Here is a 14,582-nt window from a genome sequence, read left to right as displayed (position 1 = left end):
GTTTTCAGGCCCGGTTTTTATGCGATTTTACGACTGAAAAGTAATTGCGGATACAATCTGATGGTTAGGGGGGGTCAGGCACATATTTTGGGTAACCTCCCCTGAAGATTTTTTAAGAACCGGGGATGGGGTTGCCCGAATCTTTCGGGAAACACCGGTTCCTGGTCAGGGAGATCAAAATCACGATCATCCGCTATACCATGTCAGGAGGGATGAATACATTCTCTGTTCTGGTTATTGTTGAGAAACCCTCCCCACCCTCACGCGGACTTATGCCATTGCGGACAGCACGAAAAAGTGATTGCCTACAACCGCCCGTACCTCTTGTGTGCCTGCTCAATCGTGAGAATCTCATGGACCCTGACGACCCGCGTCTCTTTGTCAACGCTGTAAAATGCGGTATAGGTCCGGGCAATGTGAAGCCTGTGTATTTCCCTGCCGCCCCGTAAAATAATTATTTCCTTATTACCGCCGCTGCCGGGAAACGGGGCTGTCTCAAGACCTTCAAGGGCGTTTTTAATGATACGGCGGGATTTTTCAGGCACAGTAGCGATGAACGCATCGGCTGTATTCCGGACCTTCACCTCGAAGGTCAATCCTTGATCTCCTTAAGGGACACATACTCCGAATCCGGGCAGTTCTCCCAAATCTTCACGTCTTCCTCAAGCCGGGCTTTCTTGACCCGTTCGATCATATCCTCGATGAGATCGTCATAGGTCTGGCCGGCGCCCTTCATCGCTCCGAGCTCTTTCCAGACTTTCTCGGAAACCGGCAACCGCTTCACCGCTGACATGATCATGCTGTAAACGTTGTAAATACTTAAAACCATTACAACATGTCGTATGACACGCAGATTCACACTACACTATTCCCTTCTTTCCGGGTTTTCCCGCTTAATATCTTCAAAATCCAAAAATTTTCCCGCCAAAAATATTTTCACGCGCAAAATAACTGTCCTTAACCTTACAGATTTCCTGTAATATTACAGAATATCTGTAACGTTACTAACTGCCTCACATCAGGCATCACACGGCCCGCAAAATACTCCTCCATTCAGTGTGTACCCATGCGACCCACATCATTAAAAATTTCTGACTGCACGTGAATTTCCGAAGTAAAATTCCTTCATTTTTACATAAAAACCGGAAGGGTCTGTGTGGGTCGCATGGGTACACATGTCTTTAAAGCGCCCGGGCATTGGAGTTGCAAGGCTTGGTAACCATCCGTCCGGACCCATTGATCACGACAAAGAAAAGGGAATTATCGGCATAAGCCAGCAGAACCGGGACCATGCGCCGCCAACACGCTTTGTACCCATGCGACCCCCAGTCACCCCACGCAACCGACCACCAAGAATTTAGCGCTCTTGCTCATTCCAGTACAAAGAAAATCAGAAGACCTCCTGCAGACCACATGATTCTCCTTTCCCTGCAGGACGCCTGGGAGCAGGAGTTGCCATGACCCATTTCCGCAAGAGACCCGGAACCAGCAGTGCCGTGCGAACGCTGAAAAACCCTTTCCCGGACATCGGGAAGTTTTCCTTGGTAGTCCGGATGCTCATTGTCAAAAACCCGCTCGGGTGCACCGCATACCATGCCAGAAAGCGGGTCTTCCCGCCGATGATGCCGGTGCGGGAGCGGTACACGGCAAAGTTCGTTTACCATGACGGGAACGGGAAGCAGGTGGGCACCAGCTCGGAAGTGTACGACTCGGTTGAAGGGTACGAGACCGGCAGCGCATCCATGATCACCAACATGGCCAACATCGCCGCCCACCGCTGGAAGGTCTCCCACGTCCGGGAGGCTGACCTCTTTTCTGTTACCTGAAGTGCCACGACGCTGCACACGGATTCTATTTCGTGAGCCTGGCCCGCGACCGGATTACGGTTGCGTCCTATGCCGACAACGCGATCCGCAGGCGGGTGGAGGAGTGGGCAGACACCGTGCCGGACCTGCGATGAGGAAGGAAAAGAGGAAGGAAACGGGATGAATGCGGGAGGCGTACCCCTCTTATCTCACTTTTTATCAGAGAGTGCCACACTCCGCCCGATCTTCTTCTTCACCGTATCCCACGTCTTCGTCGTGAGAAAACTCTCCTCCATGAACCCGATCACCTTTAAAAACCGCTTCATCGGGAACGCCATGGTCAGGACATCGGGAGGCACGCACGGCCGTGCGGACGGGTCGAACATGCCCAGCACGACTTTCGGGTCTTCCTTCTGCTGCTCGAGCCACGGGTAGTAGATGATGGAACTACACCCCGATCCCATGGGGCAGATGACCCCGTTCGGATCGCTCCGGTCGAAGTTCGCGAGCGTAAAAAGTCCGCTCATGACCTCTGGCCGGGCAAAGAAGATGACCACGCCGGGATTATCCTTTCCGGTCAGCTTGTCCCACCGGGCAAAGACCAAGTCCTTTCCCTGCTGGGAAAAGGGAGGGATGAGCTTATCCCAGGCATCGACAATCTCCGGCGTCTGTTTGTACCGTTCGCCCTCAATAACACCTTCCTTCCCGTGCGAGAGAAAATACCGGAAGTGCGGCGGGCGCTTGTCGGAATACCCTGCATACATGAGCCCGCCCCCGCAGGTGATCGAGCGGGCTTCGAAGGCAAGCGTCGTCCCGTTCCTGACACGGCCGATCTGGCAGATAAGGCAGCGCCAGCCATCAGGTTGCGGGACTTTTTTTAGAAGAGCCGGTTCTTGCCGGAATTCCAGTGTTATGGGGAGGTCTGCACCCGGGAAGTACTGCTGCCAGAGGGCAGTGAAACGGTCGCGGATCGTTATATCCATGCAAGGTACTCCGTATCCCGGAATATAATGGAATCTTAAAAAAAGACCAACAGAACCGTGCACTTAAAAATTTAGGAGGGATTAAACTTTCACGATCGCGTGGCTGTTCTTGTCGCCCCGCCCGATTCCCTTGTAAACGAACCCGCACCGTATGAATGCATCGGGATCGACCATGTTGCGACCGTCCACGATCACGGGATGGGCTTTTCCCGACAGTTTCCGGAGCCTGACCGGGTCAAGGTCCCGGTACTGGTGGTGGCCGGCAAAGATGATGATCGCGTCTGCGCCCCGGACTGCATCATCCAGATCTCCCAGCACCGGCACCCCCTGATACCCGCTGACATAAGGGTCATGGACTTGTACCGAGGAACCTTCTTTGAGCAGGCGGTCACGGTACGGTTCGGCAGGGGTGTTGCGGGTATCATCGGAATTCGGAAGAAACGCCCAGCCGAGGAGAGCAATGCGCGCTCCTTTCGGTGATACCTTCACCCGTTTCAGCGCTTCAAGGGTAAGCCGGACCATATGGACGGGCATGAAATCATTGATCCTGCGGGCAAGGACATAGAGCGAAGGCTCGCCTTCCGGGTAATCAAGAGCCCCTTTGCCCATCAGCTGGACACCCCGTTCAAGGTGGTACGTGTCTTTAGTCAGGCAGTGCCCTCCGACACCTGCACCGGGCCAGAGCATGGCGCGGGTGATTCCCTCGCCTTTAAGACTGTCAACACCGGCCCTGACATCGTAGAAATTGATCCCCATCGCCTCGCAATACAGGGCGAGCTCGTTTACTGCAGCAATCTGGAGGTCACGGAACGTGTTCTCCGCTGTTTTGGTCACTTCGGCAGCCCGTGCTGTCATCGGGATGACCTTCCCGGTCGTGAGGACCGGCGCATACAATTCTGTGGCCCGCCGCGTGCTTGTCTCATCGATCCCGCCTACGATACGGTCGTGCTCCCGGATATTCCGGATCAGCCTGCCGACCATGACCCGCTCTGGCGCATGGGCAAGCGCAAAGTTCACACCCGCCCTCAATCCCGATTCCCGTTCAAGGATCTCCCGGGCAAATCCATCAGTTGTTCCGGGCGTGACCGTAGACTCAAGCACAACAAGCGTGCCGGGCGTAAGGTGCCTGCCTACTTCTGAAAGCCCCTCCATGAGCGCGGAAAAATCAGGCAGAAGGTCGTCATTATCGGCAAAAGGTGTCTGGATAGCGACCGTAACCGCATCAAGCCCGGCAATCTTTGAAAAGTCGGAGGTGCAGGAAAATTTACCTTTTGACACGACTTTAAAAAGAAGATCGGAAAGGCCGGGTTCCTCGCCTTTCATCGGGGACTCGCCCTGGTTCAGCATCGCAATCTTATACCCGGATGATGGGGAGTTTCGCTGGAACCCTAAGACAGAGTCAAACTTCGGCGACGCGGCAAAAAGGGCAGCTGCGGGGATGCCGACATACCCCATACCGACAACCCCGATCCTTTTGATGGGGCCCCTTTTTTTAAGAAGAGATGCCAGTGTCATAGGAAGCACTTATTATGAGGAGAACCCGGTTCGTATCGATTCACACATTTCGAGGTTGCGTATCGCCTGAGAGGGAGTAATGGGGAACGGGTGTCCGGACTTTACACAATCGACAAAGGTCCCGAGTTCGAGTTTTAAGGGTTCGAGCTTGTTCACCATCACTTTTTCAATGATGTTCTCCTGCACATACCGTTCGTCCTCGACATGGTACTGGCCCGGCTTGCGGTAGATGGTCACCTCCTGAGACATAAAATCCCCTTCAATGGTGAACTCCTCCTGTTCGATATAGATCAACCGGATCTTTTTGGACGACTTCCTGCTCGCAGAGAGCGAGACGGGAACTTTTCCGCACTGTATTAGAACGCTGCACACATCGGGATTTCCAGCCACATGAAGCGTGCACGGCTTATTTTCAAAGAGAATGTGTTGCAGGATATCGATATCATGGATCATCAGGTCTTCGACCACCGAGCTCCCTTTCACCCGTGCCGATGCCGGGTTGTGCCGTTTCATCTCGACATAGAGCGGCGTATCCATGATCTTTTTGATCTCGCCAACGATCGGGTTGAACCGTTCGATATGCCCTACCCCCACACAGATATCTTCCGGTGCTGTCCTCATCAGCTCACGCGCCTCTTTTGAACTGGCGCATATCGGTTTTTCGATCAGGACCGAACACCCTGCTGCAAATGCCTTCTTTGCGATCTCTGCATGGTGCTGAGTCGGCACGCAGATACTTACCGCCTCTGCCTTGGCAAGAAGATCCTCAACTGAATTACAGACATGGGCACCGTGCCGTTCACCAATGTCTTTTGCGGCCGTATGGTTTACGTCAAATACTCCGACAGCCCCGACATTTTTTAATTCTGAATAGACCCGAACATGGTTTCTCCCCATGGCACCTGCACCGATCACACCGACGTCCATGCTATCCCATCCGGTTGATGGTATCACAGATATATGCCAGTTCCTTTCCGTCAAGCAGAGGGTGTACAGGCAGGGAGAGCACGCACGAGCTGAGTCTTGTGGAGACCGGGCAGGGGTCCGGATCATTTTCCAGTGCATACATCGGCTGCCGGTGGATCGGGAGAGGATAATGGACGGCAGTCCCGATCCCTTTTGTTTTCAGGAAATCAAGGAACTCCGCCCTTTTTAGCGGGAACTCTTGCGTGAGCCGGATGACATACTGGTGATAGACATGGAATGCCCCGTTTGCTACTGACGGGGTGATGATCCCTTTGCACCTGATATTTGCCGTAAGGTAATCTGCATTTTTCCTCCTGCGGAGGTTGAATTTTTCCAGTTTTTTGAGCTGCACAAGCCCGATTGCTGCTGCGATATCGGTCATGCGGTAGTTGTACCCAAGGCGCGTATGGAGATATTTTTCCGTCTGCCCGTGGTTGATGATCTGGCGGAGACGTTCTGCTAATGCCTTCTCGCTTGTGGTTACCATGCCGCCTTCCCCGGTCGTGATATTTTTGGTGGCATAGAACGAGAAACAGCCAAAGTGCCCAAAGCCCCCGACCCGTTCACCGTTCAGGCGAGCTCCATGGGCCTGCGCCGCGTCCTCGATCAGCGTCAGGTTGTGTGCCTCGCAGACCTGCTGGACAGCGGGCACATCAAAGGGCTGGCCGAACAGATGAACGCCTATGACCGCCTTTGTTCTCGGTGTCACCCTCTCCCCAACCTGAGAGGCATTGATATTAAACGTCTGTTCGTCAACATCGCAGAAAACCGGTGTTGCGCCGCACATGGAGACGCTGCTTGCCGTGGCAAAAAACGAGAATGCAGGGACGATCACCTCATCACCCGGGCCGATACCGGCGGCAAGCAGGGCGGCATGCAGCGCGGTTGTCCCGTTGCTGGTGGCGACCGCATGAGTAGTGCCGCAGAGGTCGGAAAATGCCTTTTCGAACTCGGCCACCTTCTCACCCTGTGCGATCATGCCAGACATGAGAACCTCACTTGCTGCGACAATCTCATCATGGCCGAGGACAGGTTTTGCTATGGGAATATACACGGGTTTTCTCCCTCACACTAATTCAGGATAGTATACATACAGGTGCTGCCCGATCGGATAATATCATTCTCCTTTGGTCAGGGGACAAAAAGGACAGTACCCGAAAGATAGGTAATACCCCACGCGCTAACGTATGTACAGCAGAGAGAGAACGGAGGGGAGATGACGCGTCATATTATATCGATTGGGGATTTCGACCGCAGGCAGATCGACAGGCTGCTGGACAATGCAAAGCGCATCGATGCCCAGAAATACGACAAAAACGCGCTGATGGGAAAAATACTTGCAACGCTCTTCTTTGAGCCCAGCACACGAACCAGGATGAGCTTTGAAGCGGCGATGGCACGGTTCGGCGGCACGTCCATCTCAGTGGGCAGCGTTGAAGCTTGCTCGATTGCAAAAGGCGAAACGCTTGCAGATACGATCCGGGTGGTGAGCGGGTATGCCGATGCGATTGTAATAAGGCACCCCAAGGAAGGAGCGGCACGGCTTGCTGCACAGTTTGCCAGTGTGCCGGTGATCAATGCGGGAGACGGCGCCGGGCAGCACCCGTCCCAGACGCTGCTCGACCTCTATACGATCCGGCAGTCCATGAAGCTTGACGGGATTAATGTAGCACTCATAGGGGACCTGCGCTACGGCAGGACTGCGCACTCCCTTGCATCGGCACTCTCCCTGTATCATGTGCACCTCCATACAGTTTCTCCCAAGGGGCTCGAACTCCCTACCTCCCTTCATTCAGACCTTTCAGAAAAAGGCATGGAGATCACCGAGCATGACAACATCAAAGACCTGATCACCAATGTCGATGTGATCTACGTGACAAGGATCCAGCGCGAGCGGTTCCCGGACTCCGCGTCCTACTTCAATGTCGCTTCAAGTTACCGGATCACCCCTGAACTGCTGAAGGACGCAAAAAAACAGGCGATCGTCCTGCACCCCCTGCCCCGGGTGGATGAGATCGATCCGAGGGTTGACCTGCTCTCCCATGCGAAGTACTTTGAACAGTCCAAAAACGGCGTCCCGGTGAGGATGGCGATGCTCCTGCAGGTGCTGCAATGAAAAAGACGGAGGATCCAGAGAACGAAGGGTTGCTGGTGCGGCGTATCCAGAACGGCACGGTCATCGATCATATTGCACCGGGTGAAGCGCTCAATGTCGTAAAGATCCTCGGCATCACCGGCACAACCCAGGAAGCGCTCTCCATTGCCACCAACGTCCTGAGCGGGCAGATGGGCAAGAAAGATATCGTGAAGCTCTCCAACCGTGAACTCTCCAAAGAAGAGGTGGATCGGATTGCGCTGATCTCACCCAAGGCAACGATAAACATCATCCGTAACTATAAGGTCTGTGAAAAGAAGGGGGTCGAAATTCCTGACATGATCGAAGGGCTCGTCCGCTGCCCCAACCCAGGCTGCATCTCAAATACAAACGAGCCGATCCGAAGCAGGTTTCTTGTCACGCCAAAAGGGCTTCACTGCACGTACTGCGACTGGGTAATAGCAAAGGATCTGACAAGCCACATCATCTGATCAGGTTCCCGTGAACATCGATCTCGCCCCGACAGATCCTTGTTGATGAGATCCAGTGTCCGTCCTCTGCGAGCACACATGTGATCTGGTGGATATCCACCTTCTTTTTTCCCCGTTCGCGACGCAGCCGGTTGATCTCCACTGCGACAGGGAGGGTCTCCTCAGATACGACGATTGCGTCAAAGTCCGTGTCAAGGGCAGAACCGAACCGGTCACTGAGTGGTTCAACGACCCACTCTGCGGTAAAATCCTGGCCGGAGATATAGTCGATTAACTCTTTCTTCCGGATATCAAATGGCCGGGTCGGGTGGATTTTCCTGCTCGCAAAAGGGTCGGTGGTGAGCCCGATCACGACCTGCCCTTTGTTTCCGGCAAGACCGAAAGACCGGTTAAGGAGGCTCTTGTGTCCGTCATGCAGGGGGTCGAACGTACCTCCTACCATAACCTTCATACTCTCTGTACGTTAATTTCCTATGGTATTATGGGTATGGATGGAAAGGTCGTCGGCAACCCGCTCTTTGTTGCCCCCAATGCAACGGTTATCGGGGATGTCACCCTCACGGCGAACGTAAGCATCTGGTTTTCAGCGGTTGTGCGGGCTGACAAAGACCGGATTATCATCGGTGAAGGCTCGAACGTCCAGGATAACTGCGTTGTCCACACGAGCAAAGGACACCCGGTGATCATCGGCAGCAACGTTTCCGTCGGGCATGGGGCGATCCTGCACGGGTGCACGCTCGGCGACCAGGTGCTTGTCGGGATGGGGGCAATTGTCCTGAACGGTGCCAAAGTCGGTTCTGGTTCGCTGATCGGAGCAGGTGCTGTTGTCACCGAGGGGGCTGATATCCCGGAGGGTTCTGTTGTTGTTGGGGTTCCCGGAAAAGTGATCAAACAGGCGACCAGTGCCCAGAAAGAGTACATCCTGACCAACGCGCGGTCGTACATCCAGCTCGCGACGGAGTATGCCCATGGGTGACGTGGTTGTAATCGGGGCGGGTGTTGCCGGCATCCAGGCAGCGCTTGACCTTGCCAATCACGGTGTTGTTGTCCATCTTGTCGACCGCGAGCCATCGATCGGCGGGCACATGGCGCAGCTGGACAAGACATTTCCCACGAATGACTGCTCCATGTGCATCCTTTCCCCCAAGATGGCCGAAGTCAGTCGTCACAAAAACATCAGAATCTACACCTGTTCGGAGGTGGAGTCGGTCGAGGGTGACGTAGGCAACTTTATTGTGACTGTCAAAAAGAACCCGCGATATGTCGACGAGTCGCTCTGCAACGGGTGCGGGGACTGCATCCAGGTCTGTCCGGTCGAGGTGTACAACCGGTTCGATGCAGGTATCGGTATACGGAAGGCAATCTATAAACCTCAGCCGCAACCGGTTCCGGATATTGTCATCAAAGATGCCGATCACTGTATCGAATGCGGGTTGTGCTATGACGTATGCGGGCTCGATGCTATCAGGAAAAATGACGAGGTGACAACGGTCAGGATTCCGGCCGCCAGCGTCATTGTTGCCACCGGGTATACGGTCTTTGATGCCCGGAAAAAAGGGCAGTTCGGTCACCTTGTCCTGCCTGATGTTATCACGAGCCTCGAGCTTGAGCGGATGATCAATGCAAGCGGTCCTACAATGGGAAATCTCATGCGCATGAGTGATGGGGAGGTGCCAAAAAGCGTTGTATTCCTCCAGTGCGTGGGCTCGCGGGATATGAGCATAGGTCGCCCGTACTGCTCATGCGTCTGCTGCATGCAGGCGATCAAGAATGCAATCCTGATCAAGGAAAAGCACCCGGAGACCGAGGTCACCATATGCTATATTGACATCCGAGCCTACGGCAAGGGATATGAAGAATATTTCGAACGGGCAAAATCGATGGGGATACGGTTCCTGCATGGTATGCCGTCCGATGTGCGAACTGATAACGGGGGAATGGTCATCCAGGTCGAGAATACCGAGAACGGCGAAGTCGTCCTCCTGCACCCTGACCTTGTTGTCCTGTCCGTCGGAATCGGGCCCGCCCGGGATAGTGCAGTCATCGCCCAACGGCTCGGGATCCTGCTGGAGGAGACCGGGTTTATCAAACCTTTAAACGATGCAGTGGATACCGTCTCAACCATTAAACCAGGCATCTATATTGCCGGGACAACAACTGCCCCGAAAGATATCCCCGACTCTGTTGCGCATGCAGGGTCTGCAGCAATGCGTGCCTTCATCGATGCTACAAGGACGCGGTCAGCGTGAAACGAGCTGATACCATTGCATGGGACGATAGTGCCGGATGTATACGGTATATCGACCAGACGAAGCTGCCCGGGCGCTATATTGTTGTCGAGTGCACGACAGTCCGGCGGCTCGCTACTGCCATCAGGAGGCTTGAAGTCCGTGGCGCTCCCGCTCTCGGTGTTGCAGGGGCGTTTGGCATAGCGCTTGCAGCAGCGAAGTGCAAAAAAAGGGATACTGAGAAATTTCTCGAAGAGATGCGCAGGAATGGCGATTTTCTCATCTCCACGCGACCGACAGCGATCAACCTCTCATGGGGGGTCAACCGGGTCATTGGCGCTTTGGAAAAAGCGGAGTCTGCCGGTGCAGCAAAAACGATCGCAATGGCTGAAGCACAGGCAGTTGCTCGCGAGGACGAAGCATGTTGCCACGCGATTGGGGAACATGGGACGTCACTGCTCCCTCAACGGTGCACGGTGCTTACCCATTGCAATGCCGGAGCACTCGCCTGCAAGTCATGGGGGACGGCACTTGGCGTGATACGGTCTGCTGCCGGGCAGGGAAAGGACGTTAAGGTGATCGCCTGCGAGACCCGCCCGCTTTTTCAGGGTGCCCGCCTGACGGCATGGGAACTTTTAAGTGACGGGATCGATGTGACCGTGATCACCGATTCCATGGCAGCGCACCTGATGCGCACATCCTCCATCGACTGCGTCGTTGTCGGGGCGGACCGGATCACCCGCGACGCGGTCTTTAACAAGATTGGCACCTACATGCACGCGGTATGTGCCCGGTATCACGGGATCCCGTTCTACGTGGCAGCTCCGATCTCGACATTTGACTCGGATCTTGTTGAAAAAGAGGTAATGATTGAAGAGCGTTCGAGGGATGAGGTAGCCCGATGTGGGACACGCACCATTGTCCCGGAAAGGGTGAAGGTGAAAAATCCCGCATTTGACGCGACCCCGATGGAACTGGTCACCGCTGTCATCACCGAACGGGGCGTCCTGCACCCGCCTATTGATATGAAAGCATTAACGTATCACCGCACGATCAGATAATACACCAAACGGAGCGTTTACCGGTATGGATCTCTCACTTGCACCGTATGAAGGGCTGATGACGATCATTGGTGTGGTTACGGTCATCATCATTCTTGGCATGGTGCTGCTCGCATTTGTACTGGTAATCATATCGCTCCACTCGATAAAAAAGGGCAGGCTGTATTTCCCGGGATTTTTACGTGCAGGGCTTGTCTTTACAGAAGGGTTTGCAAAGGCGATCTTCCGGCTGCTGGGCCTTGAAGACCGTGAGATGCTTTCATTTTTCATCAAACTCCACAACACGATGAGCAAGAGTGACTTCGAACGGGTGCCTGTTGTCGATCGTGCGATCTTTTTGCCCCAGTGTCTTCGTTCTTCCCGCTGCCCGGCCCACCTGACCCCTGAAGGGCTCAAATGCCGGGCATGCGGGCAGTGCACCATCGGCCAGACTCACCTTCTTCTGGAAAAGATGGGCTACCGGGTCTTTGTCGTCCCCGGGTCGTCGTTCATCAAACGGATGGTTAAAAAATACAGGCCGAAAGCGATCATCGGTATCGGGTGCCTTTCTGAGGTAAAAGAGGGTATTGACATGGCTGATAAGATCGGGCTCGTGGCAATGGGGGTTGTAACCGCAAAAGAGGGATGTGTTGAGACCCTGGTCAACTGGTCTGACGTATACGAAATAGCGATCCTCGGTGCCGATCCGTCTTCAGTCCCCCAGGACTTTTACGTTCTTTCCGATTAACTTCCCGCTCTTGATTTTACCGTGAATAAACAGGGTGTCGCCTGCTGCAACGTCGCCTACACGGACGCCCTGGCGCAGGATCACTTTACCGTCTGCCTGTATGGAATGCACGATGGCATGGTCAAGCACGGTGACATCCCCAGTTGCGACGATCGGCCCCTTAATCCGTGCATTACTCCCGATGATGGCACTACCGCAGGAGATGCCAAGCGCTACGCTTGAGCGGGGGCCGAGCTCGAGTTGTCCGCTGACGTTGAGCCTGCCCCAGAAATGCGTGTGTGCAGGTACGATGAAATTTCCGTCGATCCTGACATTGCCGTCAAAATACGCGCCTCTCTGTGCAAAGAACGTGTCTCCCTTCTGGAATACCTTTGCCATTGCTCCTCATGGTAGTTGAGGTTTGGGTGCGGGATAAACCTGTTGCTTGGGTGCTAAAGGGCCGGAGGATTGGTTATTTCATAAACACTGCGGCAAGCGCAAAGACGATAAGCGATGCGAACATGCCGGCTTTGAGCATGGTTGTTGCCCGGGATGCCGTGACACAGGCAGGGGTTTCACAAGGAAGGACGCGGGAAATACCGGCAAGGATGAACAGGTCAACAAACCCGATCCCCGCGACATAAATGCTGCCCCACCAAAGGCCGGGGAGAAGGCTTACGCAGATCGCAATGACTCCGCAGGAAAAGGCAATCCGGCCGGTGCTCCTGATCCCAATATTCATGGGAAGCGTACGAGCGCCTCCCGCTGCATCGCCTTTGACATCTTCAGCATCCTTGAGCAGTTCCCGCGCCATCATTGCAAAGAACGTGATGGTCCCAAGCGGCAGGTTCCGTACCAGACCCCCAATCCCTGCGAACGCCCCGCCAAATAAAAAGATGCTGGCAGCTAGGCAGGAGACGGCGATATTGCCGGACACCGGCACACGTTTCAGCCTGCCGGCATATGCGATGAGGAGAAGGGAATTGAAGATGGCGATAGCAATACAGAGCGGGTTGGTAAACAGGGAGAGGAGGACGCCAGCTAAAAAGAGGATGATTGCATACGACCGGGCAGAAGTCCGCGTTACTTCACCGGATGGGATAGGCCTCCGTGGGCGGTTGATTGCATCAATATCTGCATCAAAGTAATCGTTGATGACATTACCGGCAGCTGTGATCAGTATCACAATGGGGATAAGGATCAGGGTCGCAGGGATGAGTGTGCCCGTCGCAATCAGGTAACCGAGAGCTGCTGCAAGACCGGAGACAACCGCGTTGAGAGGGCGGGTGATGGCAATATATCCCTGAAGGCTCATGGCGCAATCAACTATTTTGACTGACATCCTATTAAACTGCTCGAGAAGAAATGTGAATTATTGACGGGCGAGGGGGGATTTGAACCCCCGGCATTCAGCTTAGGAGGCTGACGCTATGTCCGGGCTAAGCCACTCGCCCTCCCCATACCATTTGCCGAGGCATATGTATAAGGTTTTTGAGCCCGAACAGTCCTGCTGAAATGGAACTTGTTGAGGCGACGGAAGGCAGGACTGCGTTTTTTGTTCCGGTGCAGGATGCCACGACCAGTTTCCCTCCCAACACCGGCGCTGTCTTTTTCAACCGTCGTATGGAACTGAACCGCGACGCAACCGTCCTTTTCTGCACCTGCGTTGAACCTGCTCCCAAGGATTACCTCGATGCAATGGGAGCGACCGGGGTAAGGGGGATCCGGATTGCCCGTGAATGCGGGGTTCATGTCACAATCAACGACCGTGACCCTGAAGCAATCGCCCTCATTGAAAAGAACATTGAACATACCGGTTTGCCCATCGAGTTTGTGCGACGGGATGCACGGGCACTGCTCTCGGAACGACGGTTTGATGCCGTTGACATCGACCCTTTTGGCACTCCTGCCCCGTTTGCCGATGCCGGGATACGAGGAGCACGCCGGTATCTTTTTTTGACTGCCACCGATACGGCACCACTCTGCGGGGCTCACCTGAAGGCGGGAATGCGCCGGTACTTCGCCACCCCAAGAAATACCGAGTTCCATGCGGAGGTCGGGTTGCGCGTTCTTCTTGGTTTTGCTGCACGGGAAACAATCAAGTACGACCGGGGGATCGAACCGCTCTTCTGTTTTGCCCGTGAGCACTTCTTCCGGCTCCACCTGCGGCTTGTCGGCGGTGCACGTGCAGCTGACCGCACGCTTGCCCGGATCGGTTTTGTGCTCCAGTGCAAAACATGCCCTTACCGGAAAGAATCACCGGGTATAATTGCGGAAAAAAATGCATGCCCGCACTGCGGCGGACTCATGGAGCCCATAGGCCCACTCTGGCTTGGCAGCATCAATGACCGGCCGCTCCTTGCACGGATGCAGGAACGGATTGAGGGCATGGAACTGGGGACAAAAAAGGATCTAACAAGACTCCTTGCGATCTGTGCAGGGGAGCTTGACACATCGTCCCATTACGATTACCATGTCTTTGCGAAATGGCTCAGCGTGTCGCCACCGGAGATCACAACGGTTATTGGACGTCTTGCTTCGCAGGGGTTCGCTGCGACCCGAACCCATTATTCAGGGTATGGGATCAAGACGGATGCGCCGGTTGATGCGATCTCGGCAGCGATACGTGATCGGTGATCAGATGATGGAAACTACCTGACATAATAAAGACCGGGTACCTTGCCAATATCCCGTTATCGGCATATCATATCTGAAACAGCTTTCCTGTCTCT

Annotated in this window: 17 protein-coding genes and 1 tRNA gene; 8 read left to right on the top strand and 10 right to left on the bottom strand. The window is 54.5% G+C overall.

The features are described from left to right. Window positions 1–305: 305 nt before the first annotated feature. Window positions 306–596, bottom strand: coding sequence for a hypothetical protein (locus OS112_08250; GenBank protein WAC04451.1), 291 nt, complete (start codon window positions 594–596; stop codon window positions 306–308). Further along, a complete protein-coding gene (locus OS112_08245) occupies window positions 593–793 on the bottom strand; it encodes a hypothetical protein (protein ID WAC04450.1) in 201 nt (66 codons plus the stop codon). Before OS112_08245 ends, OS112_08250 begins: the two co-directional genes overlap by 4 nt. Before the next feature lie 664 nt (window positions 794–1,457). On the opposite strand from OS112_08245, the gene OS112_08240 reads away from it, so the two are divergent. Further along, window positions 1,458–1,826 (top strand): hypothetical protein, encoded by a 369-nt coding sequence (locus OS112_08240; GenBank protein WAC04449.1) that lies wholly within the window; start codon window positions 1,458–1,460, stop codon window positions 1,824–1,826. Between the two features lie 188 nt (window positions 1,827–2,014). On the opposite strand, the gene OS112_08235 is transcribed toward OS112_08240, so the two are convergent. The 4 genes from OS112_08235 to OS112_08220 form a co-directional block, all read right to left on the bottom strand. Then, window positions 2,015–2,788, bottom strand: coding sequence for a DUF169 domain-containing protein (locus tag OS112_08235; GenBank protein WAC04448.1), 774 nt, complete (start codon window positions 2,786–2,788; stop codon window positions 2,015–2,017). 81 nt (window positions 2,789–2,869) lie between these two features. After that, window positions 2,870–4,303: a nucleotide sugar dehydrogenase gene (locus OS112_08230; protein ID WAC04447.1), complete on the bottom strand. Its 1,434-nt coding sequence runs from the start codon at window positions 4,301–4,303 to the stop codon at window positions 2,870–2,872. A 12-nt stretch (window positions 4,304–4,315) separates the two neighbouring features. After that, the gene (locus tag OS112_08225; protein WAC04446.1) at window positions 4,316–5,230 is read right to left on the bottom strand and encodes a Gfo/Idh/MocA family oxidoreductase; all 915 of its coding nucleotides are present in this window, start codon (window positions 5,228–5,230) and stop codon (window positions 4,316–4,318) included. 1 nt (window position 5,231) lies between these two features. Beyond that, entirely contained in the window at window positions 5,232–6,323 is a 1,092-nt protein-coding gene (locus OS112_08220; protein ID WAC04445.1) for a DegT/DnrJ/EryC1/StrS family aminotransferase, read from the bottom strand. A 162-nt stretch (window positions 6,324–6,485) separates the two neighbouring features. Between OS112_08220 and pyrB the strand changes: the two genes are divergently transcribed. Together pyrB and pyrI are read left to right on the top strand one after the other, a co-directional pair. After that, entirely contained in the window at window positions 6,486–7,385 is a 900-nt protein-coding gene (gene pyrB, locus OS112_08215; GenBank protein WAC04444.1) for an aspartate carbamoyltransferase, read from the top strand. After that, window positions 7,382–7,855 (top strand): aspartate carbamoyltransferase regulatory subunit, encoded by a 474-nt coding sequence (gene pyrI / locus OS112_08210; GenBank protein WAC04443.1) that lies wholly within the window; start codon window positions 7,382–7,384, stop codon window positions 7,853–7,855. The genes pyrB and pyrI overlap by 4 nt, the downstream gene beginning before the upstream one ends. On the opposite strand, the gene OS112_08205 is transcribed toward pyrI, so the two are convergent. Further along, window positions 7,848–8,306, bottom strand: a complete 459-nt coding sequence (locus tag OS112_08205; protein ID WAC04442.1) for a phosphopantetheine adenylyltransferase — start codon at window positions 8,304–8,306, stop codon at window positions 7,848–7,850. The two genes, pyrI and OS112_08205, sit on opposite strands and share 8 nt — an antisense overlap. Before the next feature lie 36 nt (window positions 8,307–8,342). On the opposite strand from OS112_08205, the gene OS112_08200 reads away from it, so the two are divergent. The 4 genes from OS112_08200 to OS112_08185 are packed head-to-tail and all read left to right on the top strand — an operon-like array spanning window position 8,343 to window position 11,871. Further along, window positions 8,343–8,831 carry a gamma carbonic anhydrase family protein gene (locus OS112_08200; protein ID WAC04441.1) on the top strand — a complete coding sequence of 163 codons (489 nt, stop codon included), beginning with the start codon at window positions 8,343–8,345 and terminating at the stop codon, window positions 8,829–8,831. Next, the gene (locus OS112_08195) at window positions 8,824–10,104 is read left to right on the top strand and encodes a CoB--CoM heterodisulfide reductase iron-sulfur subunit A family protein (protein WAC04440.1); all 1,281 of its coding nucleotides are present in this window, start codon (window positions 8,824–8,826) and stop codon (window positions 10,102–10,104) included. Before OS112_08200 ends, OS112_08195 begins: the two co-directional genes overlap by 8 nt. Further along, the gene (gene mtnA, locus OS112_08190; protein ID WAC04439.1) at window positions 10,101–11,144 is read left to right on the top strand and encodes an S-methyl-5-thioribose-1-phosphate isomerase; all 1,044 of its coding nucleotides are present in this window, start codon (window positions 10,101–10,103) and stop codon (window positions 11,142–11,144) included. The genes OS112_08195 and mtnA overlap by 4 nt, the downstream gene beginning before the upstream one ends. Before the next feature lie 25 nt (window positions 11,145–11,169). After that, entirely contained in the window at window positions 11,170–11,871 is a 702-nt protein-coding gene (locus tag OS112_08185; GenBank protein WAC04438.1) for a DUF116 domain-containing protein, read from the top strand. Here the strand turns inward: OS112_08185 and OS112_08180 are convergent. The 3 genes from OS112_08180 to OS112_08170 all read right to left on the bottom strand — a co-directional run bounded on the left by OS112_08180 (window position 11,836) and on the right by OS112_08170 (window position 13,304). Beyond that, on the bottom strand, window positions 11,836–12,249 hold the full coding sequence (locus OS112_08180; protein WAC04437.1) for a polymer-forming cytoskeletal protein: 414 nt from the start codon (window positions 12,247–12,249) through the stop codon (window positions 11,836–11,838). The two genes, OS112_08185 and OS112_08180, sit on opposite strands and share 36 nt — an antisense overlap. Window positions 12,250–12,322: 73 nt before the next feature. Then, the gene (locus OS112_08175) at window positions 12,323–13,165 is read right to left on the bottom strand and encodes a geranylgeranylglycerol-phosphate geranylgeranyltransferase (protein WAC06158.1); all 843 of its coding nucleotides are present in this window, start codon (window positions 13,163–13,165) and stop codon (window positions 12,323–12,325) included. Window positions 13,166–13,229: 64 nt separating this feature from the next. After that, a tRNA-Arg gene (locus tag OS112_08170) sits at window positions 13,230–13,304 on the bottom strand. A gap of 61 nt (window positions 13,305–13,365) precedes the next feature. On the opposite strand from OS112_08170, the gene OS112_08165 reads away from it, so the two are divergent. Continuing rightward, complete coding sequence (locus tag OS112_08165; GenBank protein ID WAC04436.1) at window positions 13,366–14,487, top strand: tRNA (guanine(10)-N(2))-dimethyltransferase; 1,122 nt, start codon at window positions 13,366–13,368, stop codon at window positions 14,485–14,487. The last annotated feature ends 95 nt before the right edge of the window (window positions 14,488–14,582 follow it).

This window comes from Methanoregula sp. (assembly GCA_026625165.1).
In the GTDB taxonomy this organism is placed as follows: domain Archaea; phylum Halobacteriota; class Methanomicrobia; order Methanomicrobiales; family Methanospirillaceae; genus MVRE01.
The sequence above is the reverse complement of the archived record's forward strand: the minus strand, read 5'-3'. Positions and strand labels throughout refer to the sequence as shown.

Coding starts and splice junctions, on each gene's coding strand:
- OS112_08245 (WAC04450.1), bottom strand. CDS start 793: ATGTCAGCGGTGAAGCGGTTGCCGGTTTCCGAGAAAGTCTGGAAAGAG.
- OS112_08240 (WAC04449.1), top strand. CDS start 1,458: ATGACCCATTTCCGCAAGAGACCCGGAACCAGCAGTGCCGTGCGAACG.
- OS112_08235 (WAC04448.1), bottom strand. CDS start 2,788: ATGGATATAACGATCCGCGACCGTTTCACTGCCCTCTGGCAGCAGTAC.
- OS112_08230 (WAC04447.1), bottom strand. CDS start 4,303: ATGACACTGGCATCTCTTCTTAAAAAAAGGGGCCCCATCAAAAGGATC.
- OS112_08225 (WAC04446.1), bottom strand. CDS start 5,230: ATGGACGTCGGTGTGATCGGTGCAGGTGCCATGGGGAGAAACCATGTT.
- pyrB (WAC04444.1), top strand. CDS start 6,486: ATGACGCGTCATATTATATCGATTGGGGATTTCGACCGCAGGCAGATC.
- pyrI (WAC04443.1), top strand. CDS start 7,382: ATGAAAAAGACGGAGGATCCAGAGAACGAAGGGTTGCTGGTGCGGCGT.
- OS112_08205 (WAC04442.1), bottom strand. CDS start 8,306: ATGAAGGTTATGGTAGGAGGTACGTTCGACCCCCTGCATGACGGACAC.
- OS112_08200 (WAC04441.1), top strand. CDS start 8,343: ATGGATGGAAAGGTCGTCGGCAACCCGCTCTTTGTTGCCCCCAATGCA.
- OS112_08195 (WAC04440.1), top strand. CDS start 8,824: ATGGGTGACGTGGTTGTAATCGGGGCGGGTGTTGCCGGCATCCAGGCA.
- OS112_08185 (WAC04438.1), top strand. CDS start 11,170: ATGGATCTCTCACTTGCACCGTATGAAGGGCTGATGACGATCATTGGT.
- OS112_08180 (WAC04437.1), bottom strand. CDS start 12,249: ATGGCAAAGGTATTCCAGAAGGGAGACACGTTCTTTGCACAGAGAGGC.
- OS112_08175 (WAC06158.1), bottom strand. CDS start 13,165: ATGAGCCTTCAGGGATATATTGCCATCACCCGCCCTCTCAACGCGGTT.
- OS112_08165 (WAC04436.1), top strand. CDS start 13,366: ATGGAACTTGTTGAGGCGACGGAAGGCAGGACTGCGTTTTTTGTTCCG.